This window comes from Bradyrhizobium tunisiense (assembly GCF_042263385.1).
GTDB lineage: Bacteria > Pseudomonadota > Alphaproteobacteria > Rhizobiales > Xanthobacteraceae > Bradyrhizobium > Bradyrhizobium tunisiense.
Genome location: NZ_JBHLEV010000004.1, coordinates 370,340 through 387,915, shown reverse-complemented (window position 1 = coordinate 387,915; position 17,576 = coordinate 370,340). Strand labels below are relative to the sequence as shown.

Here is a 17,576-nt window from a genome sequence, read left to right as displayed (position 1 = left end):
TGGTGCCTCCTTGCCCAGGCGGGTTCCCGCGGCCCCCGCCGGCGCTAGGGCTGCACCGCCCCCGGCAGCCCATAGGCCTCCATCTGGGCCTGGACCTGCGCGATGTTGTGCCCGAGCACGACGATGTCGTGGGTCTTGCCATCGACATCCCGAACGTGGTCCCGCAGCAGCGCTTCAGCCTTGAAGCCGAGGCTCTCGAACACGGCGATCGCCGCCTGCTGGTCGACCGTCATCTGGACCGAGAGTTTCTCCAGGCCGGCGCCGAGCGCGAGGGCAAAGGTCTCCTGCGACAGCGCCCGCCCCACCCCCTTCCCGCGCACATCGAGCGAGACCACCATGCGGATCTCGCCGACATGGGGCGACCAGGAGTGAGGATCGCGCACCAGGGTGCCGCAGCCGACAACCTTGCCGTCCCTGACCGCAAGCAGGCTCGTGATCGCGCCGCGCTCGATCTCCTTGACCCAGGCCGACAGCACCTTCGGCTCGCTGATGTTGCGCGGCAGAAACAACAAATCGTGGGTCGGCAGGCCCTTGCCGAACGCGAGCACCGCGGCCTCATCCGCGGGCGCCATCAGGCGAATCTCGATATCGCCCGCGTCGGTTCCGACGTGACGCGGATAGGAACGCCGTTCGCTCATGTCGATCTCTTTCCCAGCCAGGAATCCAGTTTTGGCCATAGCCGCTTCACCGCGTTGGCGCCCGCGACGAGCGAGACGTGACCGCCTTTCAGCATCACCTCTTCCTTGTCCGCAGATCCGATCTTCGCAATCAGGTGCTTTGCGGCCTCATAAGGCACGATGTGATCGTGCTCGGCGACCGCGTGCAGGATCGGCACCTGGATGTCTTCGAGCTTCGCCGCGCGGCTGCCGACCGACATGGTGTCGTTGAACAGCTTGTTGTCCCACATCAGGTCCTTGGTGATGGTGCGGAAATACTCGCCGGCCAGCGGCAGCGTGTCAGTCGCCCAGCGGTCGAACATGCGGTACGATTTGACGAACTCGTCGTTCCAGATGTTTTCCCAGAGCTGGATCTGGCTCACCGTGCGCGAGGCCGGGCGCAGCATCTCGAACGAAGACAGGATCATCTCAGGCGGCACATTACCGACGCTGTCGACGAGACGGTCGACGTCGAAATAGCGGCGGTCGGAAAAATTCGAGAACAGCTTCATTTCGCGGAAGTCGATCGGCGTGGTGAAGCAGATCAAATTCTTCATCGGCCCGTCCTTGTGGATCGAGCCGTACAGCAGCGACAGCACGCCGCCGAAACAATAGCCGATGACGGAAACGTCCTGCTCGCCGGAATCCTGCTGCACCCGGCGGACGCAATCCGGAATGAAGTCGAGGACATAGTCCTCCATCCGCAGGCTCTTCTCCTCCGGCCGCGGCGCGCTCCAGTCGAGCATGTAGACGTCGTAGCCGCGCTTGAGCAGGAATTCGATGAAGCTCTGCCCAGGGACGAGGTCGAGAATGTAGCCGCGGTTGGTGGTGGCCATCACGATCAGCACCGGCACGCGGTAGATTTCGTCCGACATCGGCCGGTAGTGGTAGAGGCTCATGGTGCCGCGCGAATGCAGCACGTCTTTCGGCGTCGAGCCGAGCGAAGGGCCCGAGGTCGAGAAATATTCGACGCCCTTGATGCTGCGCTGAATCGCACGCTGCACCTCGGACTGGATGCGCTCCGGAATAGCTGCGAAATCGAGCCCCGTCGGCGCGTTCATGTCTGCTCTCCGCCTTCTGAGGGCGGACGCTTCGTCCGTGGTGGCCGCGGCGCGCCGTCGAACCCTTGCGGGATCCCCGAACGTGCCGCCATCTGGCTCAGCATGGACTTCATCTCGCCGATCTGAGCTTCGATCGACTGGAGGCGCTCGGCAAGACCCGTGACTTGCTCCCGGCTCGGCAGGTTCATGGTGACCAGGTATTTTTCCATGAGCTCGCCGAGCTGCTTCTGCGCACCTGCAGCAGCCCCGCCCGCACGGTTCATCGCCTGTGAAAATTCCGGCGACGACATGGCTTGATTGGCGAAAGAGTTGAACCCCTTCTCCATCTCGCCCACCATCTTCTGCCACATGGCAACGGGATCGTTGGTCTTGTCGGTCATCGGCATCCTCCTGAAATCGAGAGCTGCGATGCCCTTCTTTTCCCGCCATACCACACCGTTGCGCGGTGCCGGTCAACCGGCAGGTCGCCCAGTGCGACGCACACCGCTTCTTTACGGCGTGAAACCGTGCGATACACGAACATCAAAAGCCAAGGGAACGCCCGTGACCACTCATCAGCCGCCCCAGACCGTCCGCGCCAACGGCATCGACATCTGCTACGAGATCTTCGGCAACGACAACGCCGAACCGCTGCTGCTGATCATGGGGCTCGGGGCGCAGATGATCCATTGGGACGATCCGTTCTGCGAGCAACTTGCCGCGCGAGGCTTTCGCGTAATCCGCTTCGACAATCGCGACATCGGCAAGTCGAGCCATCTGACCGGCGGCAAGCGGTTAACGCCGTTCGAGCTGCTGAAGCTGCGCTTCCTCAAGATTCCCGTGACGGCGACCTACAAGCTGATCGACATGGCCAGGGACACGATCGGGCTGATGGATGCGCTCGGCATCAAGTCGGCGCATCTGGTCGGCGCGTCCATGGGCGGCATGATCGCGCAGGAGGTGACACTGTCGTTTCCGGAGCGCGTCCGTTCGCTGACCTCCATCATGTCGACCACGGGTAATCCGCGCGTGCCGCCGCCGACACGCGAGGCCGCCGCCATGCTGATGGCACCGCCGCCGCGCAGCAAGGAGGAATTCATGATCCGGTTCGGCCAGACCTGGAAAGTGCTGCGCGCCGGGCATTTTCCCGAGGAGGAAGCGCTGGACGTTGGTCGGGCCGAACGGGTGTTCGCGCGCGGGCTCAATCCGGCCGGCGTTGGCCGGCAGCTCCGCGCCGTCCTTGCTTCCGGCAGCCGCAAGGAACGGCTGCAAGGCGTGAAGATCCCGACGCTGGTGATTCACGGTACCGTCGATCCCCTGGTCCGCCCCGAGGGGGGCAAGGACACGGCCGAGTCAATTCCGGGCGCAAAGCTCCTGATGATCGAGGGGATGGGCCACGCGCTGCCGATGCGGTTCTGGCCGGAGATCATCGGCGCAATCGACAAGCATGCGCATGGCGCGGCGGCGCGGGCGGCGTAGACCGCCGGTCTCCTTGCGGTGACCATGTGAGCGGCCGGTTACTCCTTAACGAGAGCCGGCACGGAAGCTATACAGGTCCTCCTCAATCCCAAAGAGGCCGCGGCCTCGCGGAGTTCACATGCATTCCATTGTCCGGCCAGGCGCCACGATCGTTGCCGCCATCCTCATGCTCTCGCTGGCCAATGGCGCCGCGATGGCCGGTAGCACGCAAGACGAAGCCAATCGCAAAACCGTGCTCGACTTCTACGACAAGGGACTCAATCAGAAGGACGCCGATGCCGCCCTCGCCCATGTCGGCGACCGCTATGTCCAGCACAATCCGAACGCGGCCGATGGCGCGGATGGCTTTCGAAAATTCATCGGATTCCTGCGCGAAAAGTTTCCGAATTCGCGCAGCGAGATCAAGCGCAGCTTCGTGGACGGCGACTACGTCATCCTCCACGTTCACGCGGTTCGCGAGCCCGGCACCCGAGGCAATGCGATTGTCGACATCTTCAAGCTGGAGAACGGCAAGATCGTCGAGCATTGGGACGTCGTGCAGCCGATCCCGGAAAGCCCCGCGAACAACAACACGATGTTCTAGCTCGGAGCGTAGCCCGCCGTTTAACTTTTCTTTGCGATCCAGATCACGTGGCGTGCGCCGCCGCCCCTTCCGGTGGCGCGGACGTTGACTTCATTGACGTCGAAACCGGCGCGGCCAAGGCGTTTGGTGAACGCCGGATTGGGTCCGGACGACCACACCGCGAGCACGCCGCCGGGCCGCAGCGCCATCTTCGCCGCCGAGAGCCCGCTCGCGCTATAGAGCGCATCGTTGCCCTTGCGGGTCAGTCCTTCCGGCCCGTTGTCGACGTCGAGGAGAATGGCGTCGAAAGCCGACCGCTTTGCCCGGATGATGTCGCCGACATCCGTTTCCCGGATACTTACCCTGGCATCATCGAGACTGTCGCCGAAGACCTCCGCCATCGGGCCTCGCGCCCAGGCCACAACAGACGGGACGAGCTCGGAAACAACGATCTTCGCCTGGCCTCCGAGCACCTTCAGCGCCGCACGCAACGTAAAGCCCATGCCGAGGCCGCCGATGAGGACGACGGGCTTTGCAACCTTCTCGATCCGCTTGGCCGCCAATGTTGCGAGGGCCGCTTCCGAGCCTGACAGCCGGTTGTTCATCAGCTCATTGGTGCCGAGCTTGATGGAGAACTCCTTGCCCCGCCGCATCAGGCGGAGCTCCTCGTCGGAGCCGGGGATCTTGGCGGTGTCGATCTTTTCCCAGGGAATCATGCCAGACGTTTAGCACGATCGAAAAGGTTCGCCGAAGCATGGTCGGTTACGCCGGGCGATTGCGCTATGCGCAATCGCAGGGCTGACCCGCCCTACGATCTAGCCGCCCGCCCACACGTCCAGCACATAGCGGTTCTTGGTCCCCATCTCCTCGATCCACCGCGCGCCGGCGGCCGCATCGCTGCCGCTCTTCTCGCGATGGATCGCGACCAGCGCTGCCTTCACGTCCGGCTCCATCTTCCCGCCGTCGCCGCAGACATAGATGACAGCCCCCCGCTCGATCAGCGGCCACACCTTGTCCTTCTGCACGGCCAGCACGTGCTGCACATAGGTCTTCGGTCCGTCCGCGCGCGAGAATGCCGTGAACAGCTCGGTGATGCCGCTTGCCGCCAGCGCCTTCAGCTCGTCCGCATAGAGAAAATCCTGGTCGGGATGGCGGCAGCCGTAGAACAGCATGGATGGCCCGAGCGTCGCGCCCTTCGCCTTGCGCGCGGCGCGTTCCTGGAGAAAGCCGCGGAACGGCGCGAGGCCCGTGCCGGGGCCGATCATGATGATCGGCACCGAGGGATCGTCCGGGAGCCGGAAACCGGCCTTGGTCTCGCGCACGGTGGCGTAGATCGCATCACCGGTGCGCCGGTTGGCGAGATAGTTCGAGCAGATGCCCTTGTAGGTGCCGCGCCCCGACGCGGCCGGCCCTTCGACCACGCCGACCGTGATGCTGCAGCGCGCCGGGTCGACCGACGGCGAGGACGAGATCGAGTAATAGCGCGGCGCCAGCAGGGAGAGCATTTCGAGATAGACGTGAAACGGCAATTCACAGGCCGGATATTCGAGCAGCAGGTCGAACACAGAATTGCGCCGGGACAGAATCTCGCTGCGGTAACGCTCGAGTGGCTCGCCCTCCTCTCCGACGAAGGCCAGCAGCTTTGGCTTGGTGACGGGGCAGCGCGTGTGCTCGGCCATGATCTGGATCTGCTTCCGTGTCGCGACCTGCTGCAGCTCGACGAACTCGCTGAGCAGGCGGCCGACCGAGACGGCATCCCCGACCGGCAATTGCGCGCGGCGCCCTTCTGCGACCTGCAGCCTGATCTGGTCGGCCGGCAGGAAACCGAAACGGCGGGCAACAGAATCCACCAGCGTCGGATCGTTGCGCGGGACGACGCTGAGGTGATCACCGACGCGATAAGTGACGTTGGCCGGCAACTGCACCTCGATGTGGCGCGTCGAACGCTCGGACGGATTCGAGCCGTTCTTGTTCTGAAGCTCGTCGCTGACCAGTACCTTCATCGCCACGGCGCCGCCCTGGGCGACGATGGTGTTGACGGCGGTCACCGCCACCGGCTGGATCGCGTAAAGCGGATCGTCCTCTGCGGTGCGGGTGAAGTTCCAGTCGATGCCGAATTCCTTGGTGGCGACCTGGGCGGCAGCCGGGAACCATTTCTGGAACTGGCCGTCGAGATCGCTGCGCGCATCGCCCTCGCCGCGCGGAAAGACCGCGCGCGCGCCGTGAGCCGACAATTGCTCGTCGATCAGGCGCGGCACCGATTGATAGGTCGCAGCCCAGTCACTGTTGCCGCAACCGAACACGGCGTAACGCACACCGGCAAAGGCATCCTTTGGCAAGTCGCCGCCGAGCCATTTGACGAACTGCGTGGCATTGTCCGGTGGCGCGCCGTTATAGGAGGCGCAGATGATCAGCACGCCGCCCTCCTGCGGCAGCTTGCCGACGTAATCGTCGAGCGGGCCGAGATGCACGGCAAAGCCGTTGATCTCGGCAAGGTCCGCCATGCGCGTCGCGAGCTCTTCCGCCGTGCCAAGATTGGAGCCATACAGCACCAGCATCGGCGTGTTGTGGCCGGGCCGGGCCGTCGGCTGGCGCGGCGCCTTCGGCGCCGAGGATACAGCCGCGACGGGCCCGCCATAGACACCGCGCTCGCGATCGGCACGGGGGCGCACCTTGATCTTGAAGCCTTCCGGCTTCATCGTCAGCGTCTCCTTCAGGTGCATCTGGTAGCGCTGGTGATCGATCAGCTTGAAGCGCTGCAGGATCATGCCGAGCGCCAGCGCCGCCTCGTGCATCGCAAAGCCCCGGCCGATGCAGGCGCGCTGGCCGTTGCCGAACGGCTTCCAGGCATTGATCGGCCGTTTGGCCTCCGCCTCACGGCTGAAATTCTCGGGATCGAAGGCATCGGGATTCGGCCCCCACACCGAGGGATCGCGATGCAGCGCGGTCACCAGGATGGTGGTGAAAGTCCCCTTCCTGAGCTTGTACTTGCCGCCGCCGATGGTCTCGTCGTTCAGCGGCGAGATGCCGTAAGCCGGCGCCGGCGGCCACAGCCGCAGCGCCTCCTTCAGGATCTGCGTGATGTAGGTGAGCTGCGTCACCTGCTGGTAAGTCGGCTTTGCATCGACATTCGGACCGAGGACGCGATCGACCTCGTCATAGGCCTTCTTGAGAATGTCCGGATGCTTGAGCAGCGCATAGATCGTGCACGACAGCAGCCCGCTGGTGGTCTCGTGTCCGGCGATCAGGAACGTGTTGATCTGGTAGCGGATGTTGACGTCGTCGAGCTGCTCGCCGGTCGAGCGGTCTACGCCGGTCATCATCGCGGCCAGCATGTCCTTCTTGTCGTCGATCCCCTCCGCACTCTTGCGGCGCTCGGCGATGATCTCGTCGACCATCTTGTTCATGAAGGCAACGTCTTCGGCGAGCGTCTTGCGCCGCTTCTGCATCCAGAGCTGCTCGAGCGGCAGGCCGCGTGTCATCATGATGGTTTCGAGCGAGCGCACCAACGACTCGACGAAGGGATGGTAGTCGCGGCGGTAGAACGAATTGAAGCGGTACTCGAAGCCGCACAGGCCGATCGTGTCCAACGTCAGCGCGGTCATGTCGTGGACGACATCGATCTCGTCGTCGGCATTGAGCCGCTCCCATTTCTGGACGAGTTGCTCGGCAATGTCGACCATGCTCGGGTGATAGGACTGCATGGCGCGATTGCCGAACGGCTGCAGCAGGATGTTGTGCGCCTTGCTCCAGTTCGGCTCTCTGGTGTCGGCCGTGAACAGACCATCGCCGCCGACCGCACGCACGCGCCGCAGTGCGCCGCGCACCGTCTTGTCGAACCGCTTCTCGTCGGAGAGTTCGTCGACGAGATCGTGGCCGGAAACGACGACGATCGGCGAGCCCATCATGTCGAGCCAGAAGATCGGACCGAGCTCCTTGGCAAGTCGCGTCAGGTGCTGCACGGGGGCTGCCGCGTCCAGCGACAGCATGTTGCCGACCACCGGCTTGGTCGGCGGATGCGGGATCGGATCCAGTCGGTTCTTCGATGACATTAAATGCGCTTCCCCCTTATAGGATCGTCATTGCGAGGAACTCGCGACAAAATTGCGAAGCAATCTTGCGCTGATGCGACGAAGCAATCTGCCTCCCGGATACATTCCTGGATTGCTTCGCTTCGCTCGCAATGACGAATCTAGCCAAATCGCCTTCTACGCCATTCGATCAGCTTGGCGCTGACCTCCTCCGGCTTCTCCTGCTGCGTCCAATGACCGCTATCCTTCACCAGGTACTTCTCGAGATCGCCGATCAGCTTCTCCATGCCGTCGGCAGCCGATGGCGGCAGCACCGCATCGTTCTCGGCCATGATCATCAATGACGGCACATGGATATGATGGTCCAGCCCTTTCGACCGCTCCCAATTGCGCGTGAAGTTGCGATACCAGTTGATGCCGCCGGTGAAGCCGGTTTTCGTGAAGGTGTCGACGAACACTTTCTTCTCGTCCGCGGAAAGAATCGGCGTGCGCGGATCGACCTTGGCATCGTAAGCCGCGATCATCTGCGGAAAGGCCAGGTTGGTCTTTGCCGAAGCGCCAACGCCTGCGATCGGCGGCGCTTCCGGTTTTGCCTCCGGCCGCGCCAGCGGCTTGCGCATGAAGGCGTCGAACGTCTGCTCGACGCGGCTGCCGAAGATCTGGTCCGGCTTGCGCGCGGGATCCTGGAACTGGACGATATACATCTGGTCGCCGAAGCGCTGGCGGAACAGCGCGATCGGGTCGATCGGGCTGCGGTCCCAATGCGGGGTGTTGACGCCGACGACGCCGGCCACGCGCTGGGGATGCCGCAGCGGCATCTGCCAGACGACGAAGCCGCCCCAGTCGTGACCGACGAAGATCGCCTTGTCGATCCCGAGATGATCGAGCAGACCGACGAGATCGCCGGTCAAATGCTCCATGTCGTAGTCCTCGACCGGCTCCGGCCGATCGGACGCGCCATAGCCGCGCTGATCCGGTGCGATCACGCGGATGCCGGCCTCGCTCAGCGCCTTGATCTGATGACGCCAGGAGAAAGCGAGCTCGGGCCAGCCGTGGCACAGCACGACCGGCGGCTTGTCGTCGGCCGGGCCTGCCTCGTAATAGCCCATGCGGATTCCGTTCGTCGTCGCGAACTTGAGCGGCGGCATTTCAATCATTGCAACATTCCTACTCAGCGGCGCCTTTGATGTCCGCCGCCGGCGGCGCGTAGGCCGCCTCCAGCGCGGCAAACTCCTCCGGCAGCATGTCGCACATCACCTGCACATGCGGAATGATGTTGGCACCGACGATGAAGCCGAAATCGAGCTGGTCGCGATAGCTCTGCACGGTGATATTGAGGGCCTGGCCGTGGGTCGAGATCGAGACCGGGAAGATGTGCAATAGCTCCGCGCCGGCGGCATAAAGAGTCTGCCGCGGTCCCGGCACGTTGGACACGGTAATGTTGGCGGCCGGCGGCAGCACGTCCGACAGGTTGGAGCGGCTGTAGAGCAGCGCGAGGATCTGCACCATGATCGGCGCGCCCAGCATCGAGATGTTGGAGACCTGCGGCATCAGTGCCCGCAGCGGATGCGACATCTCCTTGGACTTGGTCGACTGCGCGATGATGGCCTCGAGCCGGGCCTTGGGGTCCTCGATGTTGGTCGCGATCGAGCAGATCATGCCGAACACCTGGTTGTTGGCCTCGGTGTTGCCCTCCTCCCGCAACGAGATCGGCACGGCGGCGGTCAAGGATTTTGCCGGCAGCGTGCCGTATTGCTGGAGATAGCGGCGGACCACACCGGAGGCGAGCGCCAGCACGACGTCGTTGAGCTTGCCGCCGGCCTGCTTGGCCAACGCCTTCGCCCGTGACAACGAAATCGACACGCCGGCAAAGCTGCGCTCGGAGGAAATGGTCTTGTTGAGCATGGTCGGCGGCGACACCATGCTGGCGAGGCTCTCGCGCGACTTCGGATCGGAGACCTTGCCGAGCACCTCGGAGACGCTCTTGAGCACGGTGGGAATGTTGCCGGCGAAGCGCACCGCGCTCTCGATCTGGTACATCGCATTGTCGAACAGGATCGAGCCGATGTCGCTCTTGCCGGTGCGCGGCAATTGCAGGTTCTTCGCGGCGGCCGACGCATCGAGCGGCTGAGTGAAGAGCTGCTGATAGGAATCGAGCAGGTTGGCGGCGATGTCGCGCGGCTCCTGTCCGGGCTTGCTTCCAGCCGCCGGCGGATCGACCTTCCGGGGCACCGGAGAGACATCGTAGATCATGCTGGTCAGCGCCGCACCGGCGCCGCCGTCGATGGCGGCATGGTGCATCTTGGAATAAAGTCCGACCTCGTTGTCCTTCATGCCCTCGAACACGTAGAACTCCCAGAGCGGGCGGGCCCGGTTCAACAGTTTGGCGTGCATCCAGCCGACGATGCGCTCCAGCGTGGCCCGGTCGCGCGGCTGCGGCAGGCTGGCGCGAAAGATGTGGCGGTCGATGTCGAACTGATCGTCCTCCACCCAGGAAGGATGATCGATGTCGAGTGGTGCTTTCTCCAGCCGCGCCTTCAGAATCGGCGCGATGTGAAGGCGTGAGACGATCATTGCCTTGAAGTCTTCGAAGAAGTCGCCTTTGTAGTCGTCGGGCAGGCGAAAGATCGCCATGCTCCCGACATGCATCGGCATTTCCGGCGTTTCCAGATAGAGAAACGACGCGTCCAGCGACGACAGCTTCTTACCGTCAGCCATAGTTCCCTCCCGCTAGATTTGACGGGCGCCTTGGCCGGCGCTTCTCGTCAGCTCGATACTGCCTGTTCCGGCGGGGCATATGCAATGGCAAACGGCCCTGCCCGGTCAAATGGCGAGAATTCCCCTTCCGGTTGGGCCAGACGGTCGGCCACGGCCCACAGCGCCGCAGGATTCACCCCGAGCCCGATATGGCTCGCCAGGTGCACCTCGATGTTCTCGGCACGGTCGGAGGGCCGGAGCAAGCAGGTTCGCCAGTTCACGACACCGTCGGCGCGCGAATAGATCGACGTCGCCGGCACCGGCAGATCGCCCGCGATCGCTTCGCGAGCTTCCGCAAAATCCTCGACCCGCTCGCCGGACAGCGCCTCGTAAAGCCGCGTGGCGTTGGTTGCCCGCACGTCGTTGGCGAAAGGGCTGCCAAGCGTGATGACATAGCGAACCTTGTCGGGTGCCCACAGCGCGAGATCGCGGGCATAGACGCCGCCGAGACTCCACCCGACCAGGCTGACCTTGCGCCCCGTGGCGGCGTGGATTTCGACGAGACGGCTGCGCAACGAATCCCGCATCCGCCCCAGTCCACCAAGGTTGCGGCCCATTCGCCAGGCATGTGCATCGTAGCCGAGTTCGCTGAGATAACGCCGCATCGGCATCATCGAGAGATCGCTGGCGAGAAAGCCCGGCAGCGCCAGCACCGGATGGCCGTCGCCCCTGGGCGCGCGCATCAGAAGCGGCGACAGCAACAGGCTGGCGTTGAATTCGAACAGGCCGCGAGCCTCGGCGAGCAGCAGGCCGAGGCTCGGTGGACGAAGTCGATCTGTTTCCAGCGCCCCGGCCGGCCCGGCCGACATTTACTTCTTCTTGTCGCTGCTGCGCGAGCCGCCGAGACCGGCCATGGTGACGAACATGTCCTGAAAACGCTCCGCGATCTTCGGATCGAAGGTGAACCAGCTCTGGATCAGCGATTCCGGGGAGACCTTGTCGATGTTGGACATCATCTGTTGCTGCAGCTTGTCCATGACAGCGGTCTGCATCGGCATGACGTCCGGAAGGCCAAAGAACTGGCGGGCCTCGAGGGGGGTGCAGTCGATTTCGATGTTAACTTTCATGTCCCCTCCGGATTGAGATTCGAGCGACTTTGCGGAGTATCGCCGCGAGTTGTGGTGCGACGCAAGCGACCTGATGCAGGCGCGACTTGCCCCGTCCCGCAATCGGCCGGTATGGTCAACCAAAGTCGAAAGATGCGGTCCTCCATGCCAGGCGCCACGGTCAGCCTTGCTGCACAGCGGCGCAACTTGGCGCGTTCCTTGCTGGAATGGCGCTTGCACCGGTCGAGAACTCTGGGCAACATGGATTAATCGGCCGGCCGAACAATCAAAAACCACCGGCACCGCGACGTGGAGAGGGTCAAGAATGTCAGTATGTCGAAGTCTGTTTGCGGCGACTCTCGCCGGTACGTTCGCATTGGCGGCCTCGCCTGCGACCAGCCAGACGCTGCGCTATGCCAACCAGGGCGACCTGAAGTCCCTCGATCCCTATACGCTCAACGAGAGCACCACCCACGCCCATCTCGGTCACGTCTATCAAGGCCTCACCGCGCGCGACAAGGACCTCAAGATCATTCCGGCGCTGGCGGAGAGCTGGGAAACTCCGGAGCCGACCCGCTGGCGCTTCCATTTGCGCAAGGGCGTGAAGTTCCACAACGGCGATCCCTTCACCGCCGACGACGTGGTGTTTTCGGCCGATCGCGTCCGCAAGAAGGGGTCCAACATGCAGACCCGTCTTGCGCCGGACGTCAAGGTCGTCAAGGTCGACGACTACACCGTCGACTTCATCCTGCCTTCGCCCAATCCCATCCTGCATAATTCGTGGGATGTCTGGTACATCATGGACAAGAAGTGGGCCGAGGCGAATAACGTCGTCGATCCGACGCCGGTGGCGGCGACCACGCCGAGCTACGCCTCGCTCAACGAGAACGGCACCGGTCCGTTCACCATCGAAAGCCATCAACCCGGCGTGAAGACGGTCTTCAAGGCCAACCCCAATTACTGGGGCAAGGTCGAAGGTAACTTGAAAGAGATCATCTTCACCCCGATCGCTTCGGACGCAACCCGCGTCGCTGCGCTGCTCTCCGGCGAAGTCGACGTCATCGAGCCGGTGCCGATCCAGGACATCTCCCGCGTCGATTCCAGCCCGAACGCCCAGGTGCTGAAGGGGGCGGAACTGCGCACCATCTTCATCGGCTTCGATCAGATGCGCGATGAGCTGCTCTACTCCAACATCAAGGGCAAGAATCCGTTCAAGGACGTTCGCGTCCGCGAAGCCTTCTACAAAGCGATCGACATCGAGCTGATCAAGACGCGCGTGATGCGCGGACTGTCGACGCCCTCGGCCCTGATGATCGCGCCGGAATTGTTCGCACTGTCCAAGGAGTTCACGCGGCCGAAATTCGACCCTGATGGCGCCAAGAAGCTCCTGACCGAGGCCGGCTATCCCGATGGCTTCGAGGTCACCATGGACTGCCCGAACGATCGTTACGTCAACGACGCCGCGATCTGCCAGGCCGTGGTCGGCATGCTTGCTCGCATCGGCGTCAAGATCAATCTGCTGGCGCAGCCGAAGGCGCAATACTTTGCCAAGGTGCTGAAGCAGGGCGGCTACCAGACCTCGTTCTACCTGCTGGGCTGGACGCCGAGCACGATGGACTCGCACAACGTGCTCTACGACATCATGGGCTGCCGCGACGATGCGAAGTCTTCGCGGGGTGAGGCCAATCTCGGCGGCTACTGCAACAAGGAGTTCGACGCCATTACCGACAAGGTGCTGGTCGAAACCGACACCGCCAAGCGTAACCAGCTGATCAAGCAGGCCTACGAAATCGGCAGCAAGGACTGGTCCTACATCCCGCTACACCAGCAGGCGCTGGCCTGGGGCGTGTCGAAGAAGGTCAACCTGCCGCAGCGCGCCGACAATTTGGTCATGTTCCATTGGGCGACCAAAAAGGACTGACGTCAGTTGAACACCAGGTCCCGGCGGCGTCAGGCTTCCGGGACCTTTCCTTTTCCGGCTGACAGAGGCGTCGGCCGCACGCACACCAAGGACAGTGGAAGGCATGCTCGCTTTCACTCTTCGCCGCGCCGTTCAGGCCATCGGCGTCATGTTCGCCGTCGGCATCATCGCCTTCTCGATGTTCCGCTTCGCCGGCGACCCCGTCAACCAGATCGTCTCGATCGACACGTCGGCCGCCGAACGCGAAATGGTGCGCAAGTCGCTCGGCCTCGACGATCCGGTGCCAGTGCAGTTCGTGCGCTATTTCGCCGACGCCGCGCAGTTCAAGTTCGGCGTCTCCTACCAGTTCCGCCAGCCGGTCTCGACGCTGTTGATGGAGCGTATGCCGGCCACGCTGGAACTCGCGGTCTGCGCGACCGTGTTTGCCATGGTGTTCGGCATCCTGATGGGCGTCTATTCGGCGCTCAAGCGCGACACCGTGCTCGCCAAATTGTTTCAGGCGGTTTCGCTGATCGGCATCTCGTTGCCGACTTTCCTGATCGGCATTCTGCTGATCTATCTGTTTGCGGTGACATTGGGGTGGTTGCCCTCGTTCGGCCGTGGCGAGGTGATCAAGCTCGGCTGGTGGAGTACGGGTCTGCTCACACTGTCCGGACTGAAGGCATTGATCATGCCCTCGATCACGCTCGGCCTGTTCCAGATGACCCTGATCATGCGGCTGGTGCGCGCGGAGATGCTGGAAGTGCTGCGAACCGACTATATCCGCTTCGCCCGCGCCCGCGGCCTGACCACCCGGGCCATCCATTTCGGCCATGCGCTGAAGAACACGCTCATTCCCGTGATCACGGTGGCTGGACTTCAGTTTGGCTCGGTTATTGCATTTTCGATCATCACCGAGACCGTATTCCAATGGCCGGGCATGGGACTTCTGTTCGTGCAGGCCGTGCAAAATGTCGACATCCCGATCATGGCCGCCTATCTGCTGATGGTTTCGCTGATCTTCGTCACCATCAATCTGGTGGTTGACATCCTCTACACCGTGGTCGATCCGCGCCTGCGCGCGACCGTCGGCCGAGCCGCATAAGGCAGCCCTGCATGTCCGACGCAGCCGCCTCCAACTCCGACAAGCAGAGCACCCCGCCCGCGCATGCCGGCCGCAGCTGGCTCAGCCGCGCTCTCGACAGCGACATCTTGTACTCGTTCCGCCGTTCCAAGCTGACGATGGTGGCGGCGGCCGTTACCCTGCTGTTCTTCCTGCTCGCGATCTTTGCATCCGCGCTCGCCGTGCAGAACCCGTTCGATCCGGCGCAGCTCCAATTGATGAACTCTCGGATCTCGCCGCTCTGGACCGCCGATGGCCAGAGCCCCTTCCTGCTCGGCACCGACGAGCAGGGCCGCGACGTGTTCTCCGCCATCCTCTACGGCATGCGCATCTCGCTGGCCGTGGGCGTCGCCGGCGTGATCTTCGCCGGCGCCCTCGGCATCGCGCTCGGCCTGATCGCCGGCTATTTCGGTGGCGCGGTCGATGGCGTGATCATGCGGGTCGCCGATGTGCAACTCACTTTCCCCGCGATCCTGATCGCGCTGCTGGTCAACGGCATCGCCAAATCGATCTTCGGCAACCGGCTGGATGCCAACAGCATGCTGGTGGTGCTGGTGATCTCGATCGGCCTGAGTTTCTGGGTGGGGTATGCCCGAACGGTGCGCGGCTCCGTGATGGTCGAGAAGAACAAGGACTACGTCGCCGCCGCGCAGCTGATCGGCCTGCCCGCGCCAACGATCATGCTGCGGCACGTATTGCCCAACACGATGGGCCCGATCCTGGTCATTGCCACCATCAACCTTGCGCTGGCCATCATCACCGAGGCGACGCTGTCCTTCCTCGGCGTCGGCTTGCCCGACACCATGCCCTCACTCGGCACGCTGATCCGCATCGGCAACAACTATCTGTTCGCCGGCGAATGGTGGATCGTCGCTTTCCCCGGCATCGCGCTGGCCGGGCTGATCCTGTCGATCAACCTGCTCGGCGACTGGCTGCGCGACGCGCTCAACCCGAAGCTCCGATGAGCAACACTTCGACAAGAGCGTCTCATTCATGACCGAGCCCGTTCTCTCCGTTCGTGATCTCCGCGTGGAGTTCGCCTCCCGCCGCGGCACGCTGCGGGCCATCGACGGCGTCTCCTTTGATATTGCCAAAGGCGAAGTGCTGGGCGTGGTCGGAGAATCCGGCGCCGGCAAGTCCGTCACCGGCCTGTCGGTGATCGGCCTGATCGACCCGCCCGGCCGCATCGCCGGCGGCGAGATCCATCTCGCCGGCCTGCGCATCGACAATCTGCGGCCCGACGAGATGCGCCGCATCCGTGGAAAGCGGATCGGCATGATCTTCCAGGACCCCCTCACCTCGCTCAATCCGCTATACCGGGTCGGCGACCAGATCGTCGAGACGATCAGAACCCACCTGAACCTGTCCGAGACCGCCGCCCGCCGCCGCGCCATCGACCTGCTCGCCGAGGTTGGTATCCCCGCGCCGGAAAAACGCATCGACGGCTATCCCCACGAATTCTCCGGCGGCATGCGCCAGCGCGTCGTGATTGCGCTGGCGATCTGCGCCGAGCCCGAGCTGATCATCGCCGATGAGCCGACCACCGCGCTCGACGTCTCCGTGCAGGCGCAGATCATCTCGCTGATCAAGCGGCTCGGCCGCGACCACGGCACCGCCGTGATGCTGGTGACGCACGACATGGGCGTGATCGCGGAAACCTCCGACCGCGTCGCGGTGATGTATGCCGGCCGCGTCGCCGAGATCGGTCCGGTCCAGGATGTCGTCAGAAATCCGCTGCACCCTTATGCCAAGGGCCTGATGGGCGCGATCCCGACACTGGCCGGCGACGACAAGCGCCTCATGCAGATTCCCGGCTCCATGCCGCGCCTCTCCGCGATCCCGCGCGGTTGCTCGTTCAATCCGCGCTGCGCCTTCGCGTTCGATCGCTGTCGTGTCGATCGGCCGGAGCCGCTGCCACACGGCACGCAATCGGTCGCCTGCCATCTCTATGACAACGTGCCGACGGAGAGCGCGGCATGAGCGCCCCCTTCGTTCAGGCCAGGGATCTGCGTCGCGTCTTCGACGTCTCGAAACCCTGGCTCAACCGCGTGCTCGAAGGCGGCCACCTCGAATATCTCAAGGCTGTCGATCACGTCACATTCGACATCAGGAAGGGCGAGACCTTCGCACTGGTCGGCGAGTCCGGCTCGGGCAAGACCACGGTGGCACGGATGGTCGTCGGCCTGTTGCCGCCGAGTTCCGGCGACGTCCAGATCGATGGCGTCTCGATGACGGATCCGCGGCAGGCGCAGGCACGCCGAAAGCTGCGCCGCCGCATCCAGATGATCTTCCAGGACCCCTATGCGAGCCTGAATCCGCGCTTTCGGGTCGATGCCATCATCTCCGAGCCGATCCGCGCCTTCGACCTGATCCAGGGCGAGCGCGACATTCAGGGGCGCGTCGGCGAGCTGCTCGGCCTCGTCGGCCTGCATCCCGACGACCGGCTGAAGTTTCCGCACGAATTCTCCGGCGGCCAGCGCCAGCGTATCGCGATCGCGCGCGCGCTGGCTTCCGACGCCGAGTTCATCGTCTGCGACGAGCCGACCTCGGCGCTCGACGTCTCCGTGCAGGCGCAGATTCTCAATCTGATGCGCGACCTCCAGGACAAGTTCGGCCTGACCTACATGTTCATCAGCCACAACCTCGCCGTGGTCCGCCACATGGCGAGCCGCGTCGGCGTGATGTATCTCGGCCGCATCGTCGAGATCGCCGAGGGACGCGAGCTGTTCGCCAATCCGCGGATGCCCTACACCAAGATGCTGCTGGGCGCCGTGCCTGATCTTGCCATGAGCGGCCGCCAGCGCATTCCAGTGAAGGGCGAGATTCCGAACCCGATCAATCCGCCGCCCGGCTGCGCCTTCAATCCGCGCTGCCCACTCGCGTTCGATCTCTGCCGCAAGGAAGCGCCGGAGCTGATCGGCGGCGTCGCCTGCCACGCGGTCAACACCGCGCCGGTCCCGGCGTGACGCGCGCGTGCCATGC

The 17,576-nt window shown here is 63.7% G+C and carries 16 protein-coding genes; 7 read left to right on the top strand and 9 right to left on the bottom strand.

Going from position 1 to position 17,576, the window contains the following annotated elements:
* Nucleotides 1–44: 44 nt before the first annotated feature.
* The 3 genes from ACFDR6_RS20625 to ACFDR6_RS20615 are packed head-to-tail and all read right to left on the bottom strand — an operon-like array spanning nt 45 to nt 2,097.
* Nucleotides 45–638 (bottom strand): GNAT family N-acetyltransferase, encoded by a 594-nt coding sequence (locus tag ACFDR6_RS20625; RefSeq protein ID WP_375859317.1) that lies wholly within the window; start codon nt 636–638, stop codon nt 45–47.
* The gene (locus ACFDR6_RS20620; protein ID WP_375859316.1) at nt 635–1,717 is read right to left on the bottom strand and encodes a PHA/PHB synthase family protein; all 1,083 of its coding nucleotides are present in this window, start codon (nt 1,715–1,717) and stop codon (nt 635–637) included. The genes ACFDR6_RS20625 and ACFDR6_RS20620 overlap by 4 nt, the downstream gene beginning before the upstream one ends.
* Nucleotides 1,714–2,097: a hypothetical protein gene (locus tag ACFDR6_RS20615; protein WP_375859315.1), complete on the bottom strand. Its 384-nt coding sequence runs from the start codon at nt 2,095–2,097 to the stop codon at nt 1,714–1,716. Before ACFDR6_RS20615 ends, ACFDR6_RS20620 begins: the two co-directional genes overlap by 4 nt.
* Nucleotides 2,098–2,260: 163 nt before the next feature.
* On the opposite strand from ACFDR6_RS20615, the gene ACFDR6_RS20610 reads away from it, so the two are divergent.
* Both ACFDR6_RS20610 and ACFDR6_RS20605 read left to right on the top strand, forming a co-directional pair.
* Complete coding sequence (locus ACFDR6_RS20610) at nt 2,261–3,175, top strand: alpha/beta fold hydrolase (protein ID WP_212081156.1); 915 nt, start codon at nt 2,261–2,263, stop codon at nt 3,173–3,175.
* A gap of 118 nt (nt 3,176–3,293) precedes the next feature.
* Nucleotides 3,294–3,758: a nuclear transport factor 2 family protein gene (locus tag ACFDR6_RS20605; protein ID WP_317240474.1), complete on the top strand. Its 465-nt coding sequence runs from the start codon at nt 3,294–3,296 to the stop codon at nt 3,756–3,758.
* A 20-nt stretch (nt 3,759–3,778) separates the two neighbouring features.
* Here ACFDR6_RS20605 and ACFDR6_RS20600 read toward each other — a convergent pair whose 3' ends face one another.
* From ACFDR6_RS20600 to ACFDR6_RS20575, 6 genes are all read right to left on the bottom strand, one after another.
* Nucleotides 3,779–4,453, bottom strand: a complete 675-nt coding sequence (locus ACFDR6_RS20600; protein WP_375859314.1) for a spermidine synthase — start codon at nt 4,451–4,453, stop codon at nt 3,779–3,781.
* Between the two features lie 99 nt (nt 4,454–4,552).
* The gene (locus ACFDR6_RS20595) at nt 4,553–7,789 is read right to left on the bottom strand and encodes a bifunctional cytochrome P450/NADPH--P450 reductase (RefSeq protein WP_375859313.1); all 3,237 of its coding nucleotides are present in this window, start codon (nt 7,787–7,789) and stop codon (nt 4,553–4,555) included.
* A gap of 140 nt (nt 7,790–7,929) precedes the next feature.
* Nucleotides 7,930–8,925, bottom strand: coding sequence for an alpha/beta fold hydrolase (locus tag ACFDR6_RS20590; RefSeq protein ID WP_317240477.1), 996 nt, complete (start codon nt 8,923–8,925; stop codon nt 7,930–7,932).
* A 10-nt stretch (nt 8,926–8,935) separates the two neighbouring features.
* Nucleotides 8,936–10,486 carry a WS/DGAT/MGAT family O-acyltransferase gene (locus ACFDR6_RS20585; RefSeq protein ID WP_375859312.1) on the bottom strand — a complete coding sequence of 517 codons (1,551 nt, stop codon included), beginning with the start codon at nt 10,484–10,486 and terminating at the stop codon, nt 8,936–8,938.
* 47 nt (nt 10,487–10,533) lie between these two features.
* Nucleotides 10,534–11,334 (bottom strand): esterase/lipase family protein, encoded by an 801-nt coding sequence (locus tag ACFDR6_RS20580; protein ID WP_212081150.1) that lies wholly within the window; start codon nt 11,332–11,334, stop codon nt 10,534–10,536.
* Nucleotides 11,335–11,592: a DUF6489 family protein gene (locus tag ACFDR6_RS20575; RefSeq protein ID WP_212081149.1), complete on the bottom strand. Its 258-nt coding sequence runs from the start codon at nt 11,590–11,592 to the stop codon at nt 11,335–11,337.
* 304 nt (nt 11,593–11,896) lie between these two features.
* On the opposite strand from ACFDR6_RS20575, the gene ACFDR6_RS20570 reads away from it, so the two are divergent.
* The 5 genes from ACFDR6_RS20570 to ACFDR6_RS20550 all read left to right on the top strand — a co-directional run bounded on the left by ACFDR6_RS20570 (nt 11,897) and on the right by ACFDR6_RS20550 (nt 17,560).
* Nucleotides 11,897–13,492, top strand: coding sequence for an ABC transporter substrate-binding protein (locus ACFDR6_RS20570; RefSeq protein ID WP_375859311.1), 1,596 nt, complete (start codon nt 11,897–11,899; stop codon nt 13,490–13,492).
* Between the two features lie 103 nt (nt 13,493–13,595).
* Nucleotides 13,596–14,576 carry an ABC transporter permease gene (locus ACFDR6_RS20565; protein WP_212081147.1) on the top strand — a complete coding sequence of 327 codons (981 nt, stop codon included), beginning with the start codon at nt 13,596–13,598 and terminating at the stop codon, nt 14,574–14,576.
* Between the two features lie 11 nt (nt 14,577–14,587).
* On the top strand, nt 14,588–15,559 hold the full coding sequence (locus tag ACFDR6_RS20560) for an ABC transporter permease (RefSeq protein WP_375859309.1): 972 nt from the start codon (nt 14,588–14,590) through the stop codon (nt 15,557–15,559).
* A gap of 28 nt (nt 15,560–15,587) precedes the next feature.
* Entirely contained in the window at nt 15,588–16,574 is a 987-nt protein-coding gene (locus ACFDR6_RS20555; protein WP_317240481.1) for an ABC transporter ATP-binding protein, read from the top strand.
* Nucleotides 16,571–17,560, top strand: a complete 990-nt coding sequence (locus ACFDR6_RS20550; protein ID WP_375847627.1) for an ABC transporter ATP-binding protein — start codon at nt 16,571–16,573, stop codon at nt 17,558–17,560. The genes ACFDR6_RS20555 and ACFDR6_RS20550 overlap by 4 nt, the downstream gene beginning before the upstream one ends.
* The last annotated feature ends 16 nt before the right edge of the window (nt 17,561–17,576 follow it).

Excerpts from the sequence above, each read along its gene's own strand:
- ACFDR6_RS20625 (WP_375859317.1), bottom strand. The coding sequence starts at position 638 with ATGAGCGAACGGCGTTCCTATCCGCGTCACGTCGGAACCGACGCGGGC.
- ACFDR6_RS20620 (WP_375859316.1), bottom strand. The coding sequence starts at position 1,717 with ATGAACGCGCCGACGGGGCTCGATTTCGCAGCTATTCCGGAGCGCATC.
- ACFDR6_RS20615 (WP_375859315.1), bottom strand. The coding sequence starts at position 2,097 with ATGACCGACAAGACCAACGATCCCGTTGCCATGTGGCAGAAGATGGTG.
- ACFDR6_RS20605 (WP_317240474.1), top strand. The coding sequence starts at position 3,294 with ATGCATTCCATTGTCCGGCCAGGCGCCACGATCGTTGCCGCCATCCTC.
- ACFDR6_RS20600 (WP_375859314.1), bottom strand. The coding sequence starts at position 4,453 with ATGATTCCCTGGGAAAAGATCGACACCGCCAAGATCCCCGGCTCCGAC.
- ACFDR6_RS20595 (WP_375859313.1), bottom strand. The coding sequence starts at position 7,789 with ATGTCATCGAAGAACCGACTGGATCCGATCCCGCATCCGCCGACCAAG.
- ACFDR6_RS20590 (WP_317240477.1), bottom strand. The coding sequence starts at position 8,925 with ATGATTGAAATGCCGCCGCTCAAGTTCGCGACGACGAACGGAATCCGC.
- ACFDR6_RS20585 (WP_375859312.1), bottom strand. The coding sequence starts at position 10,486 with ATGGCTGACGGTAAGAAGCTGTCGTCGCTGGACGCGTCGTTTCTCTAT.
- ACFDR6_RS20580 (WP_212081150.1), bottom strand. The coding sequence starts at position 11,334 with ATGTCGGCCGGGCCGGCCGGGGCGCTGGAAACAGATCGACTTCGTCCA.
- ACFDR6_RS20575 (WP_212081149.1), bottom strand. The coding sequence starts at position 11,592 with ATGAAAGTTAACATCGAAATCGACTGCACCCCCCTCGAGGCCCGCCAG.
- ACFDR6_RS20570 (WP_375859311.1), top strand. The coding sequence starts at position 11,897 with ATGTCAGTATGTCGAAGTCTGTTTGCGGCGACTCTCGCCGGTACGTTC.
- ACFDR6_RS20565 (WP_212081147.1), top strand. The coding sequence starts at position 13,596 with ATGCTCGCTTTCACTCTTCGCCGCGCCGTTCAGGCCATCGGCGTCATG.
- ACFDR6_RS20560 (WP_375859309.1), top strand. The coding sequence starts at position 14,588 with ATGTCCGACGCAGCCGCCTCCAACTCCGACAAGCAGAGCACCCCGCCC.
- ACFDR6_RS20555 (WP_317240481.1), top strand. The coding sequence starts at position 15,588 with ATGACCGAGCCCGTTCTCTCCGTTCGTGATCTCCGCGTGGAGTTCGCC.
- ACFDR6_RS20550 (WP_375847627.1), top strand. The coding sequence starts at position 16,571 with ATGAGCGCCCCCTTCGTTCAGGCCAGGGATCTGCGTCGCGTCTTCGAC.